General features: G+C 71.9%; 15 protein-coding genes and 2 tRNA genes. 7 read left to right on the top strand and 10 right to left on the bottom strand.

The window, feature by feature from the left end; translation table 11 throughout:
- Window positions 1-26: 26 nt before the first annotated feature.
- The 3 genes from V6V47_RS24475 to V6V47_RS24465 all read left to right on the top strand — a co-directional run bounded on the left by V6V47_RS24475 (window position 27) and on the right by V6V47_RS24465 (window position 2495).
- Entirely contained in the window at window positions 27-1025 is a 999-nt protein-coding gene (locus tag V6V47_RS24475; RefSeq protein ID WP_334630698.1) for an SDR family oxidoreductase, read from the top strand.
- A complete protein-coding gene (locus tag V6V47_RS24470) occupies window positions 1025-1834 on the top strand; it encodes an ATP-binding protein (RefSeq protein WP_334630697.1) in 810 nt (269 codons plus the stop codon). The genes V6V47_RS24475 and V6V47_RS24470 overlap by 1 nt, the downstream gene beginning before the upstream one ends.
- Window positions 1835-1922: 88 nt before the next feature.
- Window positions 1923-2495, top strand: a complete 573-nt coding sequence (locus tag V6V47_RS24465) for a DUF5709 domain-containing protein (protein ID WP_334630696.1) — start codon at window positions 1923-1925, stop codon at window positions 2493-2495.
- Between the two features lie 5 nt (window positions 2496-2500).
- Here the strand turns inward: V6V47_RS24465 and V6V47_RS24460 are convergent, their stop codons facing one another.
- On the bottom strand, window positions 2501-3142 hold the full coding sequence (locus tag V6V47_RS24460) for a response regulator transcription factor (RefSeq protein ID WP_334630749.1): 642 nt from the start codon (window positions 3140-3142) through the stop codon (window positions 2501-2503).
- Window positions 3143-3156: 14 nt separating this feature from the next.
- Window positions 3157-4305 (bottom strand): MacS family sensor histidine kinase, encoded by a 1149-nt coding sequence (macS, locus tag V6V47_RS24455; protein WP_334630695.1) that lies wholly within the window; start codon window positions 4303-4305, stop codon window positions 3157-3159.
- Between the two features lie 120 nt (window positions 4306-4425).
- Here macS and V6V47_RS24450 point away from each other — a divergent pair, with 120 nt between their 5' ends.
- On the top strand, window positions 4426-4881 hold the full coding sequence (locus tag V6V47_RS24450; protein WP_334630694.1) for an ATP-binding protein: 456 nt from the start codon (window positions 4426-4428) through the stop codon (window positions 4879-4881).
- A gap of 25 nt (window positions 4882-4906) precedes the next feature.
- Here V6V47_RS24450 and V6V47_RS24445 read toward each other — a convergent pair whose 3' ends face one another.
- Window positions 4907-5845: a ribose-phosphate diphosphokinase gene (locus tag V6V47_RS24445; protein WP_334630693.1), complete on the bottom strand. Its 939-nt coding sequence runs from the start codon at window positions 5843-5845 to the stop codon at window positions 4907-4909.
- 102 nt (window positions 5846-5947) lie between these two features.
- Here V6V47_RS24445 and glpK point away from each other — a divergent pair, with 102 nt between their 5' ends.
- Window positions 5948-7432: a glycerol kinase GlpK gene (glpK, locus tag V6V47_RS24440; RefSeq protein ID WP_334630692.1), complete on the top strand. Its 1485-nt coding sequence runs from the start codon at window positions 5948-5950 to the stop codon at window positions 7430-7432.
- A gap of 15 nt (window positions 7433-7447) precedes the next feature.
- Here the strand turns inward: glpK and V6V47_RS24435 are convergent, their stop codons facing one another.
- Window positions 7448-8281 carry a phosphoribosylaminoimidazolesuccinocarboxamide synthase gene (locus tag V6V47_RS24435; protein WP_334630691.1) on the bottom strand — a complete coding sequence of 278 codons (834 nt, stop codon included), beginning with the start codon at window positions 8279-8281 and terminating at the stop codon, window positions 7448-7450.
- A gap of 164 nt (window positions 8282-8445) precedes the next feature.
- On the opposite strand from V6V47_RS24435, the gene V6V47_RS24430 reads away from it, so the two are divergent.
- Window positions 8446-9777, top strand: a complete 1332-nt coding sequence (locus V6V47_RS24430) for an ABC transporter substrate-binding protein (protein WP_334630690.1) — start codon at window positions 8446-8448, stop codon at window positions 9775-9777.
- Between the two features lie 92 nt (window positions 9778-9869).
- Here the strand turns inward: V6V47_RS24430 and V6V47_RS24425 are convergent, their stop codons facing one another.
- From V6V47_RS24425 to V6V47_RS24405, 5 genes are all read right to left on the bottom strand, one after another.
- Window positions 9870-10118, bottom strand: coding sequence for a hypothetical protein (locus tag V6V47_RS24425; protein ID WP_334630689.1), 249 nt, complete (start codon window positions 10116-10118; stop codon window positions 9870-9872).
- Between the two features lie 240 nt (window positions 10119-10358).
- Window positions 10359-10435, bottom strand: a tRNA-Met gene (locus V6V47_RS24420).
- A gap of 135 nt (window positions 10436-10570) precedes the next feature.
- A tRNA-Met gene (locus V6V47_RS24415) sits at window positions 10571-10644 on the bottom strand.
- 301 nt (window positions 10645-10945) lie between these two features.
- Entirely contained in the window at window positions 10946-13948 is a 3003-nt protein-coding gene (locus V6V47_RS24410; RefSeq protein WP_334630688.1) for a UPF0182 family membrane protein, read from the bottom strand.
- A gap of 96 nt (window positions 13949-14044) precedes the next feature.
- Window positions 14045-15058 (bottom strand): YlbL family protein, encoded by a 1014-nt coding sequence (locus V6V47_RS24405; protein ID WP_334630687.1) that lies wholly within the window; start codon window positions 15056-15058, stop codon window positions 14045-14047.
- Between the two features lie 115 nt (window positions 15059-15173).
- Between V6V47_RS24405 and V6V47_RS24400 the strand changes: the two genes are divergently transcribed.
- Entirely contained in the window at window positions 15174-16472 is a 1299-nt protein-coding gene (locus V6V47_RS24400) for a zinc-dependent metalloprotease (protein ID WP_334630686.1), read from the top strand.
- A 208-nt stretch (window positions 16473-16680) separates the two neighbouring features.
- Here V6V47_RS24400 and V6V47_RS24395 read toward each other — a convergent pair whose 3' ends face one another.
- Complete coding sequence (locus tag V6V47_RS24395; protein WP_334630685.1) at window positions 16681-17289, bottom strand: hypothetical protein; 609 nt, start codon at window positions 17287-17289, stop codon at window positions 16681-16683.
- Window positions 17290-17431 lie beyond the last annotated feature (142 nt).

Below are 17431 nucleotides of genomic sequence, written 5' to 3'. Positions count from 1 at the left end.
GGCCCGCCCTGGGGTACCGCCCACCTATGCCGCTGACCCGCAGCCTCGACGACTCGACCGTGGTGATCACTGGCGCCTCGAGCGGGATCGGCACGGCCACCGCGTACGCGCTGGCCCGCCGGGGCGCCGCCGTGGTGCTGGCCGCTCGCAGCGAGCCGGCGCTGCAGCAGGTCGCACAGCGCTGCCGGGAGTTGGGCGGCCGGTCGCTGGCGGTGCCGACCGACGTGACCGACCTGGAGTCGGTGCAGCGGCTGGCCGAGCGGGCGGCGGCCGAGTTCGGCCACGTCGACGCGTGGATCAACAACGCCGCGGTGAGCGCGGTGGGCCTCTTCGACGAGATTCCGGTCGCCGAGTTCCGCCGGGTGCTGGAAGTGAACCTGCTCGGCGCGGTGCACGGCATCCGGGCCGCACTGCCGTACCTGGGCGCGGCTGGCGGCGGCGTGCTGGTCAACAACGCGTCGGTGCTGGCCGAGGTGGCGATGCCCTACCAGTCGGCGTACAACGCCACCAAGCACGGCATCCGGGGCCTGGCCGACACGGTCCGCCAGGAGCTGCGGGTCACCGGCCGGGGGCAGATCTCCATCTGCACGGTGCTGCCGGCCACCATCGACACGCCGTTCTACCGGCACGCGGCCAACTACAGCGGGCGTGAGGTGGTGCCACCACCGCCGGTCTATCCACCGGAGGTGGTCGCCGAGACCATCGTCCGGGTGCTGCGCCGGCCGCGCCGCGAGGCGTACGCCGGCGGCCTCGGGCGGTTGATCGGCCTTCAGTGGCGGCTGGCGCCCGCGCTGATGGAGCGCACCCTCGGCTGGTACGGCCGCCACACCCAGTTCGGGCCGGGCGCCCGGGCGGACAGCAGCGGCAACGTGTTCGACGGGGACTCGGACGGCCGGCAGGACGGCGGCTGGCACGGCCGGCGGCGACAGTTGGCACGGATGGCCACCGCGTTCGGCCTCGCCGCCGCCGGAACGGCGGTCGGCACGATGGCGGCGATCAACCGCCGCTCCCGGCTGGTCCGCTGATGACGGGCGTCGACCGACCGGACGCGCCGCCCGTCACCGAGAAGCCCGATGAAGCGATCCTGTCGCCGGGTGTGCACTGTCAGGTGGAGGTCGACGCGTCGTCCCCGGTGGTTCGACTGACCGGGGTCCTCGACACCGCCAGCGCCGCCGGGGTCCGCGACGCGCTGCTCGCGCGGCTCTGTGACCGGCCCGGCCCCGTGGTGGCCGACCTGAGCGGGTTGCGGGTCGCCGACCTGGCCGGGCGGGACGTCTTCGCCGAGGTCCGCCGGGAGGTCGCCGACTGGCCGGCCGCGGATCTGCTGCTCTGCAACCCGGCGGTCGCCGATCCGGGCCAGCCGGGTGCGGCAATGGCCGGTGTGCCGGCCTGGCCCACGCTCGATGGCGCGCTGGCCGCGGTCGCCGCGGCACCCCTGGCGGCGGTGCTCACCGCCGACCTGGAGCCGACGGTGGGAGCCGCCCGGCAGGCCCGCGAGATGGTCGCCACCGGTTGCCAACGCTGGGACCTGCCGACGCTGGTCGAGCCAGCCTCCATCGCGATCACCGAGATGGTCAACAACGTGGTGGCGCACGCAGGCACCTCGATGACCATCCGGCTCGCCCCGCAGGACAATGTCCTGCACCTGGCGGTCCGCGACCACTCCACGGGCCAGCCGGCGTTCGTCGGGCTGGCCCCGACGACCCGGACCGGTGGGCGGGGCCTGCTGTTGATCGACACGGTGGCCCGTCGGTGGGGCAGCAGCCCGGTACCGGACGGCAAGGTCGTCTGGTGCGTGCTGCACCCCGACGACGAGACCGCCGCCCTCGGCTGAGGGGTGTTCCGACCCCGCTGCCCGGTTCACCACCGCACCGGTGGCCGTGCTCCGGTTATGGCTGGAGGGCAGCGGGTAGTGATCAGACATGCGCGACAACGAGTTCCCGACCCCCGTGTCCGACACCGAGGCGCAGGGGCTGCCCGACACCGCCGATGACGACTCGACCGCCCACGACGACGTGCTCACCGGGCGCGAAGCGGACGGCCCGGACCCGGCCCAGCTGCCCGGCGATCGGACCCCGGTAGCGGTGGACCGGTTCGGGACCACCGCCGAGGAGCAGCTCGACGGCGAGTCGCTGGACTACAAGCTCGATCGGGAGACCTACGAACGCCCGGTGGACGACCCGCTGGCCGGCCCGGTCGACCCGAAGATCGCCTTCGAGGCGGATAACGAGGCGGCCGCCGCGGAGGCCCAGCTGGACGCCGACGTGATGGACCCCGGGCCCACCTCGGACCCGAACTCACCCGTCTCGCTGTACGACCACGGCCAGCTCGGCACGGTGGCCGACGCGACGGTGGGCCGGCTCGTCGAGCCGGACGAGGGGGCACACACCGACCAGGAGACCGACTCCGTGGCGTACGACGCCGGGGCGGCCGGCGGCGGGGCGAGCGCCGAGGAGCTGGCCGTCCACGAGACGGAGCCGCCGCGCTCGGTCTGACCGGGTCAGTCGTCCAGGCCACGCTCGATCGCGTACCGGGTCAGCTCGACGCGGTTGTGCAGCTGCAACTTGCCCAGGGTGTTCTGTACGTGGTTCTGCACCGTCCGGTGCGCCAGCCCGAGCCGCTGTGCGATCTGCTTGTACGACAGGCCCTTGGCCACCAGGCGCAGCACCTCCGTCTCCCGGTCGGTGAGCTGAGGCGCTCCCGGATCCGAGCCGGTCACCACCCCGGGTCCGGCGGCCAGCCGGCGGTACTCGCCGAGGACCAGTCCGGCCAGGCCCGGGGTGAAGACCGGCTCGCCGGCCGCGGTGCGGCGAACCGCGTCGAGGAACTCGGCCGGCGCCGTCGACTTGATCAGGTACCCGGTGGCCCCGGCCTTGACCGCGTCCAGCACGCTCTGCTGCTCGCCGCTGGCGCTGAGCATCAGCACCCGCACCTCGGGCAGCGCCGCGCGTAGGCCACGGACCACCTCGACCCCGGAGATGTCCGGCAGTTGCAGGTCGAGGACGACCACGTCCGGCCGGGCGGCGGCGGCCACCCTGATCGCCTGCTGCCCCTCGCCACTGGTGGCCACCACGAGGTAACCGGCCTCGGTCAGGTCGCGGGCCACCCCTTCCCGCCACATCGGATGGTCGTCGACCACCATCACCCGTACCGGGGTCACGACTCGGTCCTCGGCACGGTCAGCTCGATCTCGGTGCCGGCCTCGGGGGCCGACACGATCCGGACCGTCCCGCCCAGGTCCGTCACCCGGCCCCGGATCGACTGGGTCACGCCAAGCCGCCCCTGCGCAGCTGCCTCGGCCAGCCGGCCGGCCGGGATGCCCGGCCCCTCGTCGCGGATCGACACGGTCACCGTCGCCCCCTCGTCCTCGATCAGCACCCAGGCCCGCCCACCGGCGTACCGTCCCACGTTGTCCAGGGCCGCCCCGGTCGCCGCGGCCAGCTCCCGGGCCACCTGCCGGGGCAGCGGCACCGGAGTGGCCGGCGCGGAGAGGGACACCGCCGGCGAGGCGTACCGACCGAGCAGGGCCCGCAGGTCCACCGCGCCGGCCCCGTCCGGATCCGCGCCGGCCAGATCGACGGCACCGGCCTGTGCGGCACCGGCGATCAAGGCACGGAGCGCGGCCTCCTGCTCGCCGGCCAGCCGGGCCAGCTCACCGGCCTCACCGGGCAGGTGCGCGCCGCGCCGCTGCACCAGCGCCAGCACCTGCAGCACCGAGTCGTGGATGTCCCGCGCCAGCCGCTCGCGCTCGCGGGTGGCCGCCTCCAACTCGACCGCGTGTTGCAGCCGCTCCTCGGCGGTCACCGCGAGCCGGGCCACGTGCCCGACCACCACACCGGCGAGCAGCATGAGGATCAGCCCGGTGAACGAGGAGTGGCCGATCCGCTCCCGGGTGGCCAGGTCCGCGCCGGCGACCAGCAGCGCGGCCACCGTGCCCCGCCGCCGGCCGCCGGAGACGGCCCAGGCCAGCACCGGGCCGGCCATCCAGGCCACCCCCAAGGTGGGTACGCCGGTGGCGAGCGCCGCCCGGCCGACCACCCACGGAGTGGCCAGCACGATGGCCAGCACCACCCCGAGGTCGGCCAGCAGCAGCGGCCAGCGCCGCCCGGCCGGCCGGGCGTACCCGACCGCGGTCGCCCCGGTCCAAACGATCATGAGCAGGATCAGGGCGCCCGCGACGAACGGGTGGGCGTACCGGTCGGCGTCGCGCACCGCCAGCACGCAGACGTACGCCAGGGAGGCGAGCCGGAAGACCGTGAGCGCACGCCAGAGCGGCACCTCGAAACCACCCGGCGGTGACGGCATGGCGGTCAGGATGCCATAGCCGGCCCAAGCGGACCGAGGGCACCGGATGCGGTTCGATAAACCCTGACGTACGGTGGAAAAGCCGCGAAATTCTCCGAGAACCGCCGTCAGGACGAGGCCATGACGAACGCAGATGCGCACGCACCGCGTACGGTTGTGCCCATCGAACCCGCCCTCCTGATCGCCGACGCCTTCGACCAGGCCCAAGTGACCGAGATTCGACACTCGGTCACCTCGTGCGCGCACGCCTCCGGGCTGAGCGGCCAACGCCTGGACGACTTCGTGCTGGCCATCAACGAGTTGATCACCAACGCGGTGCGGCACGGCGGCGGGCGGGGCTGGCTGCGACTCTGGCGGGAGCCGGAGGCGCTGATCTGTGAGATCGCCGACCACGGGCAGGGGATCACCCCGCAGCGACTGGGCGACCGGCGCCGACCGGCCGCGGACACCGCCGGCGGCTGGGGCCTCTGGCTGGCCCGCGAGCTGACCGACGCGATGGAGGTCGCCACCAGCACCGCCGGCACCGTCGTCCGCATCAGCGCCGTCCTGGCCAGCCACAACCCCACCCACCGCTGACCCCGCCCCCTGCGGGGCGCGAGGGTCAGGCGAAGAGCGCCGAGACGGACTCACCGTTGTGGATCCGGCGCATGGCCTCGGCCAACGCCGGGGCCACCGACAGCACCTGAAGCTTCGGCACCCGCTTCTCGGCGGCGATCGGGACGGAGTTGGTACAGACAATCTCGAGCACGCCGTCCTGCTCACTGAGCCTGCGCAGCGCGTCGCCAGAGAAGAGGCCATGCGTGCAGGCAAGCCGGATCGAGCGGACCTTCAGCCCACGGAGGTGCTCCATCAGCTCGACCACCGTGCTGCCCTTGGCGATCTCGTCGTCCAGCACGATGACGTCCTTGTCGGCGACGTCGCCGATCACCGCGCTGATCTTGACGAGGTCGTCGCTGAACCGCTGCTTCGCCCCGGCCGCGACCGGCGTGCCGAGCATCCGGGCGAACGCGGCGGCCTCCTTGGCGTTGCCCAGGTCGGGCGAGACCACCACGGTGTTGGTGAGGTCGTAGCGCTTGAAGTGGTTGGCCAGCTCGCGCAAGGCGTGCAGGTGGTCCACGGGGACGCTGAAGAAGCCGTGCACCTGCGGTGAGTGCAGGGTCAACGCGAGCATCCGATCGGCACCTGCCGCGGTGAGCAGGTCGGCGACGAGCCGGGCGCCGATCGAGATCCGCGGCGCGTCCTTCTTGTCCGAGCGGGCGTACGCGTAGTGCGGCAGCACCACCGTGATCCGGCCGGCGGACGCGCCCCGAGCCGCGTCGATCATGAGCAGCAGCTCGACCAAATTCTCCTGCACCGGTGGCACCAGCGGCTGGATCAGGAAGACGTCCCGTTCCCGGCAGTTGGCCTGCAACTGCACTTCCAGGCAGTCGTTGGCGAACCGGGACACCCGCACGGGATGGAGCGGCACCCCCAGGTGAGCGCAGATCTCGGCGGCGAGGTCGGGATGGGCGGTACCACTGAAAACGGCGATGTCACGCACGTTCGCACATCGTAGGCGACGCGAGCTGCGCCGGTGGGAGGAGGCCGAGACCGGCCGTGACGCCGGTCGCACCACGCCGCCGGTCCGGGTACGGTGCTGCGGGTGACCCCCCAGTACGTCGCCGCCATCGACCAGGGCACCACCTCCTCGCGGTGCATCGTCTTCGACCGTTCCGGCGAGATCGTCGCGGTGTCCCAGCGCGAGCACCGGCAGATCTTCCCCCAGCCCGGCTGGGTGGAGCACGACGCCGAGGAGATCTGGGACAACGTCCAGCACGTGGTCTCCGAGGCGCTACGGGCCGCCGGCACCGACGCGGCCGGGCTGGCCGCGGTCGGCATCACCAACCAGCGGGAGACCACTGTGGTCTGGGACCGGGCCACCGGCCGCCCGGTGGCCAACGCCGTGGTCTGGCAGGACACCCGGACCGGTCCGCTGCTCCGCGAGCTGGCCGCGACGTACGGCGAGGAGCGGTTCCGAGCCCGCACCGGCCTGCCGCTGGCCACCTACTTCGCCGGCCCGAAACTGCGCTGGCTGCTCGACGAGGTGGACGGCCTGCGCGAGCGCGCCGAGCGCGGTGAGGTGCTCTTCGGCACCATGGACAGCTGGCTGATCTGGAAGCTGACCGGCGAGCACGTCACCGACGTGACCAACGCCAGCCGGACCATGCTGATGGACCTCGCCACCCTCGACTGGGACCCCGAGCTGCTGGCCGCGATGGGCGTGCCGGCGGCGATGCTGCCGGAGATCCGCTGCTCCGCCGAGGTGTACGGCACGGCCACCGGCGTGCTGGCCGGAGTGCCGGTGGCCAGCGCGCTCGGCGACCAGCAGGCGGCGCTGTTCGGGCAGACCTGCTTCCAGCCCGGCGAGGCGAAGTGCACCTACGGCACCGGCAGCTTCCTGCTGCTCAACACCGGGGCCAGCCCGGTGCCGTCGACGCACGGCCTGCTCACCACGGTCGCCTACCAGATCGAGGGCCAGCCGGCGGCGTACGCGTTGGAGGGCGCGATCGCGGTCACCGGGTCGCTGGTGCAGTGGCTGCGGGACAACCTCGGGTTGATCTCCGCCGCCGCCGAGGTGGAGGAGCTGGCCCGCAGCGTGGACGACAACGGCGGCTGCTACGTGGTGCCAGCGTTCTCCGGGCTGTTCGCCCCGCACTGGCGCAGCGACGCCCGCGGCGTGATCGCCGGGTTGACCGGCTACATCACCCGGGGGCACCTGGCCCGGGCCGTGCTGGAGGCGTCCGCGTGGCAGACCCGCGAGGTGGTCGACGCGATGAACGCCGACTCGGACGTGGCGCTGCGCCGCCTCCGGGTGGACGGCGGGATGACCGCCAACGGACTGCTCATGCAGTTCCTCGCCGACGTCCTGGACGTGCCGGTGGTCCGCTCCCGGATCACCGAGACCACCTGCCTGGGTGCCGCGTACGCAGCCGGTCTGGCGGTCGGGTTCTGGCCGGACCTGGCCACCCTGCGGGCGCAGTGGCGCTCGGACGCGCGGTGGGAGCCGGCGATGGACCCCGCGCTGCGGGACCGGGAGCTGCACAACTGGCGCAAGGCCGTCCAGCGCACCCTCGACTGGGTGGAGTGACTGTCCCGGCCGGGTTCACTCCCAGCGGTTGCCGGTGAGCTTCTCGTAGACCTCGACGTAGCGGGCCCGGGTCGCCTCGACCACCTCGGCGGGCACGTCCGGTGCCGGACCCTGCTTGTCCCAACCGCTGCCGGTGGCCCAGTCCCGCACGTACTGCTTGTCGTAGGAGAACTGCACCCGGCCCGGCTGGTACGACTCGGCCGGCCAGAAGCGGGACGAGTCGGAGGTCAGCAGCTCGTCCGCGAGGACCAGGGTGCCGTCCGGCGCCCAGCCCAGCTCGATCTTGGTGTCGGCGACCAGGATGCCCCGGTCGGCGGCCAGCTCCGCGCCGCGCCGGTAGACGTCGATGGTGATCTGCCGAAGTCGCTCGGCGGTGGCCTCGCCCACCTTGTCCACCACGTCGGCGAACGTGATCGGCTCGTCATGCTCGCCCATGGGCGCCTTGGTCGACGGCGTGAAGATCGGCTCGGGCAGGATCGACGCCTCACCGAGCCCTCGCGGCAGCGTTACGCCGGAGACCGCGCCGGTGCTCTCGTACTCCCGAAGGCCGCCGCCGGTGAGGTAGCCCCGGGCGACGCACTCGACCGGGACCATGTCCAGCCGCTGGCAACGGATCGCCCGCCCGGCGAACTCCGCCGGTACCTCGGTGGCGGAGATGACGTGGTTCGGCACCAGGTCGGCGAGCTGCTCGAACCACCACAGCGAGAGCGCGGTGAGCAGGCGACCCTTGTCCGGGATCGGCGTCGGCAGCGCCACGTCGTAGATCGAGATGCGGTCCGAGGCGACCAGGATCAGGTCGTCGCCGTCGGCGTACACGTCCCGGACCTTGCCCGAGTGCAGAAGTTCCACGCGCCCTAGTACACCATGTGTCCTGCGTACGCGCTCCAGCCGGTCGCCGACGCATCGACGGGCAGGCCGCTGGCCAGCACCGGCGACCCGCGGACGTTGACACCTGCCCGCGCGGCCTGCGTGAATGGTCCGATCGCCGCCGCCCTGAGGTGCCAGGAGACTCCGTGTCCGTTGTTCGATCCCCGATCGACTGCCTCGGCGCCGACCCGGGCCGGCGCCGGTTGCTCACCGCACTGCTCGGTGCCCCCCTGCTGGCCTCCGGTGGCCTCGCCGGGTGCAGCGACGACGCCGCCACGCCGGCCCAGGACGGGCCGGTCGAGCTGTCGGTCTTCTGGTGGGGTGGGACGAAGCGGGCCGAACTCACCGAGAAGGTGCTGCGGCTCTACTCCGAGCGCAACCCCCGGGTCACCTTCCGGGTGACCTGGCAGAGCGCCGACGGTTACTACGACCGGCTGGCCACTCAGGCCGCCGGCGGCAACGTACCGGACCTGATCCAGGTCGACGACTCCGTGCTGACCGAGTACACCCAACGCCAGATCATCCTCGATCTCAGCGAGCGGGTCGCCGACCACCGGTTGGACCTGCGCGGGCTGTCGGAGGGCCTGATCCGCTACGGCACGGTGGACGGGCGGACGATGGGTGTGGCTGCCGGGCAGACCCACGCGGCGGTGGTCTTCAACCGGGACCTGCTGCGGGAGTTGCGGGTGCCGGAGCCCAGCCGCGGGATGTCCTGGGCGGACTACGTCGCCTGGGCGGAGCAGGTCACCGAGGCCAGTGACGGGCAGGTGGCCGGCACGATGGATCCGTCCGGCGACTACCGCGCACTCTGGCTCTGGCTGCGCTCACAGGGCAGCGAGTTTTACCGGGGGCGCCAGCTCGGCTTCGGCGCGGACGAGCTGATCGCCTGGTTCGAGTTGTGGCAGCGGGCCCGCAACGCGCGAGCCACGCCGAGCGCGGCGCTGGTCGAGCAGGCCGACAGCGGGGAGCCGGCACGGCAGCTGGTGGTCACCGGGTCGACCGCCGCGTCGTTCGCCTGGTCTCACCAGTTGCCGGAGCTGCAACGGCTCACTGAGGCCGAGCTGGGCGTGGTCGGCTTCCCGGGCCCACCGGGTGCCCAGTGGGCGCGGGCATCGATGTACTGGGCCGCGTTTCGCGGCACCCGACACCCCGACACCGTTATCGACGTGATCAACTTTTTGACCACGAACGGCGAGGCCGGCACGGTTCTCGGCCACGAGCGTGGCCTCAACGCCAGTCTCGCCGTCCGCCGGTACGCCGAGGGGAGCATCACCGACCCGGCTCAGCAGCGCGTCGCCCGGTTCGGCGCGAGCATCGCCGACCAGCTCGGGCCCGCGCCGGCGCCACCGCCGAAGGGGCACGCCACGGTGCGTACCCTCCTGGTCGCCGCCGCGGAGAGCATCCGCGCCGGCAACGCCGGCACCCGCGCGGCCACCTCGCGGTTCCTCGCCCAGGCCAACGCCGCCTTGGCGACGTGACCCGACGACGGGCGGCCAGGCTCAGCGCCGGGGCCAGCCCCGCGGCCGGTCGCCGATGATCGTGACGGCCGGCCGGGGCCCGGGTGATCGGGTCAGCGCGGCGGGCCGTTCCGGCGGTTACGCATCAGGCGCAGCAACAGGAAGACGATGATCGCCACCACCACCAGGCAGCAGATCAGGCCGAAACCGAAGCCGCCACCACGGGAGCGCCGCCGGAGGGCCTCAACGGCCACTTCGCCGGTACCCGTGGACGCCCACGCTGCGACGGGCACGAAGACCGCCAACACGACACCACCGAGGACCGCGCTGAGCCGGCCCCACCACTTGCCGAATGAAGACATGTGCCCATCCTCGCCGAGGAGCGCAACTTCGGCACGTCGGTCCACACCGAATCGACCGGTCGGAGATCGCTGGAACCAGGATGGAGTGGCCTCTCGGACTGGCCGATGCCGCTACATCCTCGTTCGAGCATGACCACAGATCGAATACGACCAGACCAGCGACAGCCGGATCTCGGGCCACTACGTCTTTGAGCACACGAAAAAGCCCGGCCCCGATTAATTCGGGCCGGGCTTTTTCCGTGGTAGCGGGGACAGGATTTGAACCTGCGACCTCTGGGTTATGAGCCCAGCGAGCTACCGAGCTGCTCCACCCCGCGTCGACTGGTTAACCCTAACCCACCCGCTTCCGGCGATGATCAGCGGGGGTGGCATCCCGGAGAAACCGGCCCGACAAAGAGCGAGAGCCCGATCCCCTGGACAGGGGATCGGGCTCTCGCTCGGTGTTTCTCTCGTAGCGGGGACAGGATTTGAACCTGCGACCTCTGGGTTATGAGCCCAGCGAGCTACCGAGCTGCTCCACCCCGCGTCGGCTCAATAACCGTAGCGCACCACCCCCGGCCACCGCAAAACGACATACGAATCCCGTGCCGTGGCGTTCCGGACCACGAGGCCCGACTTCCGTGAAGTCGCGCAATCCTGCCACCGATGACGCCCCGATATCAGCGATCTCGTGTTGATCAAGCTCGGCGCGCCCCTCAAGCTCGGCGCGCCCCTCCAGCTCGGCGCGCCCCTCCAGCTCGGCGCGCCCCTCCAGCCCGGACACGGAGGAGCCCCCGGTGTCGGACCGGGTGGTCCGATGCCGGGGGCTCCGAGAACCCGAGGACGGGTCAGCCGCCGGTGCCCGCCGACGGGCTGCCGCTGGGCGTGCCCGCCGGGCTGCCGCTCGGCGTCGGCGACGGGCTGCCACTCGGCGACGCGGACGGACTGGCTTCCCGCTGCGCCTGCTGGAACGCGGTGAGCGCCTCGTCCAGCGCCTTCAACGCGCGGCCGTACCGCTCGAAGTCGCCGGACGTCTGCGCGGCCCGGACCTCGGTGATGGCGGCCTGCACCCGATCCGCCGCGGTGGCCAGCTCGCCGGTCAGCGGCGGCGGCGTGTTGCCGCCGGTGGTCGGGGGCGGGTTACCACCGGTGGTCGGCGGCGGCGCGCCCTGCCCGGCCCGCTTGCCCTGGTCGACCAACTGCTTGATGCCGTCGTTGATGTTGTCGGCGAGCGCCACGAACGAGCCGCCGTCGCCGTAGGAGAGCAGCACCTTCTGCAGCAGCGGGTACGCGTCCTGCTGGTTGCTCTTCACGTAGACCGGCTCGACGTAGAGCATGCCGTTGGCGAACGGCAGGGAGAGCAGGTTGCCGTACTGCACCTGGGCCTGGTTGCTGGAGAGCAGGTTGAGCTGCTGACGGATGTTGGCGTTGTTCGTCATCTGCTGGTGCACCTGCACCGGGCCGGAGATCCGGGTCTGGTCCGGCAGCTCCAGCACCTCCAACCGGGGCTGGCCGTCGACGTACGACCCGGAGATCAGCGCGGCGAGGTTCTGCCGGCCGTTCGGGGTGACCGCGGAGGTGAGCTGGAACCGCGGGCCCTCCTGCCCCGGGAACTCCGTGAACAAGTAGTAGGGAGGCTGCTTCTGGCCGCTGTCCGGGGCGTCCGGCACGTTGGGCACCTGCCAGAAGTCCTGTGCCGAGTAGAAGTCGCCCGGGTTGGTCACGTGGAACTTGGTGAGCAGGTTGCGCTGCACCTTGAACATGTCCGCCGGATAGCGGAGGTGCTCGGCCAGCTCGACCGGGATGTCCTTCTTCGGCAGCACCAGGTCACCGCCGAAGGCCTTGTTCCACGCCTTGAGCACCGGGTCGGTGTCGTCGAACTCGTAGAGCTTCACCGTGCCGTCGTACGCGTCGACGGTGGCCTTGACCGAGTTGCGGATGTAGTTGACGTTCTCCCGGGCCAGCTGGAACGTGCCCCGGCCGGTCAACTCGTCGGTGGTCTCCTCGCGCAGGTTGACCCGCTCGGCGTACGGGTAGGAGGCCGCCGTCGTGTAGCCGTCGACGATCCACTGCACGCGACCGTCCACCACCGCCGGGTACGGGTCGCCGTCCAGGGTGAGGAACGGCGCGACCTTCTCCACCCGGTCCCGCGGGTTACGCACGTAGAGCAGCTTGGAGTCCTTGTTGACCGCTTCGGAGAGCAGGAAGTTCGACTCCTGCTCCTTGATGGCGTACAGCAGCCGCCGCGGGAACGAGCCGATCTCCACGCCGCCCTCACCGGTGTAGGTGTAGGACTCGCCGCCGCCGTCACCGACGGGCCGGTCGAACTCGGCCTTCTTGTTCGGGTCGGCCTGACCGACGATCGCGTAGTCGTCCTCGTTCATCCGCTCGCCGTAGTAGATGCGCGGCTGCTTGGCCGGGATCTGCTCGGTCTGCGAGGAGCACGCCTCCTGGGTCTTCTCGCCGAGGAAGCCCGAGACGAAGAACGGCTGCCCACCGCAGACCACCTGGTTGGCCGGGGCGGCCACCAGGCCGTACCCGTGGGTGTAGACGGTGTGGCGGTTGATCCAAGTGTTCTGCTGGTCGGTCAGCTCGCCATAGTTGATCTCCCGGACGCCGACCACGTAGTCGGAGGTCTTGCCGTTCACCCCGTACCGGTCGATGTCCAGCTTCGGGCCGAAGTCGTAGAAGCCACGCACCTGCTGGAGCTGGGTGTACGTCTCGCTGACCAGCTGCGGGTCGAGCAGCCGGACGTTCGACACCACCGAGGTGTCGGTGGCCAGGTTGGCCGGTGGGGTGAGGTTGTTCGCCGCGTACGGCGTGGTCTCGGTGCCGCCCAGCCCGAACGCCGCTCGGGTCGCATCGATGCTGCGCTGGATGTACGGCGCTTCCTTGTCCTTGGCGCTCGGCTTGACCTCGAAGGTCTGCACCGCCCACGGGTAGATGCCACCGATGGCCACCGCGGAGACGCCGAGCAGGGCCAGCGAGATGCCCGGCCAGACCAGGTTCCGCATCCACGCGTTGGAGAACACGATGATCGCGATCGCCACCACGATGGAGATGTAGGCCAGGATCTCCTTCGCCGGCAGCAGCGCGTTGACGTCCGCGTAGCCGGCGCCGTACAGCTTGGCGCCCTCGTTGTACTCCAGCAGCATCGCCCGCCGGTCCAACACGTACGCGATGGCCTTGAGCAGCACGAAAACCGCGACCAAGCTGCTCAGGTGCGCCCGGGCCGCATTGGTCATCCGGTCCCCGACGCCCTGCAGGCGCACCCCACCGAAGAGGTAGTGCACCGCCAGCGCGCCGATCACGGCCAGCACGACCGCGGTGAAGGCGACCCCGAGCAGGTAGCGCCAGAACGGCAGCTGGAAGACGTAGAAGCCGATGTCCACCCCGAACTCCGGGTCCTTGATCCCGAAGTCACCGCCGTTGCGGAAGAGCAGCCACTGGTTCCACCGGCCTTGCGCGGAGAGGCCGGCGAAGAGCCCGATCACGGCGGCGGTCAGCGAGATCCAGGTGCCGAGGCGCGGGCTGAGCGCCATCCGGTAGCGCTCCAGCGTGGCCTGCTCGACCGAGTGCGGACGCAGCCGCGGGCGCAGCCGGTAGGCGAGCCACAGGTTGCCGCCGACGATCACCGCCATGCCGAGGCCGACGGCGAGGAAGAGCAACAACCGGGTCAGGAGTACGCCGGTGAAGACCTCGGTGTAGCGGACCTCGTCGAACCACAGCCAGTCCGTCCAGGCCTGGACACCCCAGCCGAGCAGGGTGAAGAGCACGAACACCCCGACCAGGACAGCGATGGTGACGCGTCCGCGCCGGCTCATCCTCGGTAGGGGGCTGCTGCTACGCATGACCACTGTTGGCTCCGCACGCTCGATGTGATCGGCTCTGACCAGGCACCCAGAGTACGGGTTGTTCCTGAACGTGTCGGGGCACGGTCACACCGGTCAGCAGCGGGTCGGCTGACCCCCCGAGCGCAGTGTGTCCAGGGCGGTCAGCGCCTCGTCCAACGAGCCCACTCGGAGCAACGGCAGGTCGGGCTGCGGGTTGCGAACCGCCTCGGCGCAGTTGTCGGCCGGCACGAGGAAGACCTTGGCCCCGGCGCGCTTCGCACCGACCAGCTTCTGGGCGATCCCGCCGATCGGCCCGACGGTGCCCTCGTCGTCGATGGTGCCGGTGCCGGCGATGACCCGGCCGCCGGTGAGGTCTGCCGGGGTCAGCTTGTCCACGATGCCCAGAGCGAACATCAGGCCGGCGCTCGGCCCGCCGATGTCCTCCAGGTCGATCCCGAGGGTGAACGGGTGCGGCTGCTGCTGCTCGATCTCGATACCGATCCGAGGCCGGCCGTCCTGCTCGCGACTGGTCACCTTCGCGGTGGCCGGCGCGCCGTCGCGGGTGTAGCCGATGGTCAGCGCCGTGCCGGCCGGCTTGGCCCGGATCAAATCGGTGAGCGTCGAGGCCAGCGGCACCGGCTTACCGTCGACCGAGGTGACCACGTCACCGGCCCTCAGCACTCCGGCAGCCGGGCCGTCCCCGGTCACCGTCTTGATCACCACCTGCACCGGGAAGCCCAGCTCGCGCAGCGCGGCGGTCTCGGCGCTCGACTGGGACGCCTTGAAGTCCTCGGCGTTGCGCTGCTCGACCTGCTCCGTCGACTCCCCCGGCGGGTAGACCAGCTCGCGTGGCACCACGGCCTCGTCGTCGGAGAACCAGCCGGCGATCGCCGACCGCAGCCGGACCGTGGGCTGCACGCCCACCGTGGTCAACCGGAGCTGGCCGGCGGAGGTCGAGGTCTCCCGGCCGGAGACCTGGATGACCTCCTTGCCGTCGGTCTTGCCGAGGGTGTTGACCGTCGGTCCGGGGCCGAGCACCACGTACGGAATCGGCACGCGGAGCACCCCGATGCTCAGCAGGGCGGTGAACAGGGCACCGAGCAGGACCGTCAGGCCACGACGTCTCATGCGGCAGAGCGTACCGACCGGCCGGAGCCCGCCTGCCGGATGCGCCACGCGACTTCGCCCTCAGCGCAACGCCAGCGACGGCGACCTGGGGCGCGGCGCGCGTACCGTAGACGTCGTGCCTGATATTCCGTTCGGTTTCGCGCTCCCGGGTGGGCAACCACCAGACCCTAACGATCCCGCGCAGATGCAGCAGTTCATGTCGCAGTTGCAGCACCTGCTCTCCGCGCCGGGCAGCGGGCCGGTCAATTGGGACCTGGCCCGGCAGGTGGCGGCCAGCCAGCTCGCCGCCGCCGGCGACCCGGCAGTGTCGCCCTACGAGCGCAACGCCGTAGAGGAGGCGCTGCGCCTGGCTGACCTGTGGCTGGAGCCCGCCTCGTCGTGGCCCTCGGGCATCCAGTCCCCCGTGGCCTGGAACCGCAACGAGTGGATCTTCAAGACGCTGGACGTGTGGCGCAAGCTCTGCGACCCGGTGGCCAGCCGGATGGTCGGCGCGATGGGCGACCTGGTGCCGCCGGAGGCGCGCGCCCAGCTCGGCCCGATGCAGTCGATGGTCGCCACCCTCGGTGGCGCGCTCTTCGGTGGTCAGCTGGGTCAGGCCCTCGGCTCGCTCGCCGCAGAGGTGCTCTCCGCCGGCGACATCGGGCTGCCGCTCGGCCCGGCCGGCACGGCCGCGCTGATCCCGGCCAACATCCGGGCGTACGGCGAGGGCCTGGAGCTGCCCGAGGACGAGGTCCGCCTCTACGTGGCGCTGCGCGAGGCCGCCCACCAGCGGCTGTTCCAGCACGTCCCGTGGCTGCGTGGGCACGTGCTCAGCGCGGTCGAGATGTACGCCTCGGGCATCCGGGTCAACCGGGAGGCGATCGAGGAAGCCATGGGCCGGGTCGACCCGACCGATCCGGAGTCGATGCAGGCGATCGCCCTGGAGGGCATCTTCACGCCGGAGGACACCCCGGCGCAGAAGGCCTCACTGGCCCGGCTGGAGACCGCACTCGCCCTGGTCGAGGGCTGGGTGTGCCACGTCGTGGACAGCGCCGCCAGCGACCGGCTGCCCAACGTCGTCCGGCTGGGCGAGGCGTTCCGCCGTCGCCGGGCCGCCGGCGGTCCCGCCGAGCAGACCTTCGCCGCGCTGGTCGGCCTGGAGCTGCGCCCGCGCCGGCTGCGCGAGGCTGCGGCGCTCTGGGCCGCGCTCACCCAGCACCGCGGCATCGAGGGCCGGGACGCCGTCTGGGGCCACCCGGACCTGCTCCCGTCGGACGACGATTTCGCCGACCCGGTCGCGTTCGCGATGAACGACATGGATCTCAGCGAGCTGGACAGCTTCGACTTCACCGCTCCCGGTGGGGCGGAGGAGAAGGCCCCGGGTCAGCGCGACGACGACACCGAAGACGGCACCGACGGCGACGCCAAGCCCTGACGACGAGCTCGACCATATCTACCCCAGTGAGCGTTATACCCCTCAGTCATCTGTATGACTGAGAGGTATAACGCTCGACGGTGCATGCCCGATCGGACGGGACACCCCCGACGGCCGCAGCGGGCCGTGCGCCACCCAGCACTCCTCCGCTGGTGACCGCCGCGCGCTCCGGAACGGGCAGGCGAGGCCGGCAGCGGCAGGTAGGCCCTCAGCGCGGGTGGCCGGAGCCCGAGAGCAGGGCGCGGGTTGCCTCCCAGCCCTCGAAGGCCGGGTCCAGGGTGGCCAGGTCGGCCGGGCCGCGCATCCGACGCCAGCCGGCGGTGACCGTCACGTCCCCGGGTCGCGGGGCACCAGCCCGCGCATCGGCCGGCGTCGAGATGTCCAGGTCCAGTGGAGGTAGCCAGTCCGGCACGGGCAGCCGCACGGCCACCCCGAGCAGGCCCGGGCCGCCGCCCTCCACGGGAGCGAGCGCGACCGGCCGGGTGGTGAGCGGGCGCAGCAGCTTGCCGACGGTCAACCCGGGCAGGTCCGGCACGTCACCGACGAGCACCGCCGCCTGGTCGTAACCCTCGAGCACGGCGAAGACCGCGTTCGGCGTCAGCTCGGACACCTCGTGGACGGCCGTGCCGGGCCAGACCACCGCGTCGGCCAGCGCCCGATCAGCCGGGGTCACCGCGACGGCGACCTCCACCTCGTTGAGCGTGGCGAGCACGTCGACCACGTCCTCAGCGAGCGCCGCCCGCCAGGCCGCCCGGTCGACACCGGGCGGCGACCAGGCCACCGGCCCGAGCAACGCCACCACCACCCGTCGTGCCACGTCCCCGACCCTAGCGCCCGTACCCGCCCCCACCCGATCCCGACCCACCCGATCCCGACCCACCCGATCCCGGCCCGGCGGCCCGATCCCGGCCCGGCGGCGCGGCCCGGCCCGGCGGCGCGGCCCGGCCCGGCGGCGCGGC

Origin of the sequence: Micromonospora sp. CPCC 205539 (assembly GCF_036906815.1) — a bacterium.
Taxonomy (GTDB): Bacteria; Actinomycetota; Actinomycetes; order Mycobacteriales; family Micromonosporaceae; genus Micromonospora.
The sequence above is the reverse complement of the archived record's forward strand: the minus strand, read 5'-3'. Positions and strand labels throughout refer to the sequence as shown.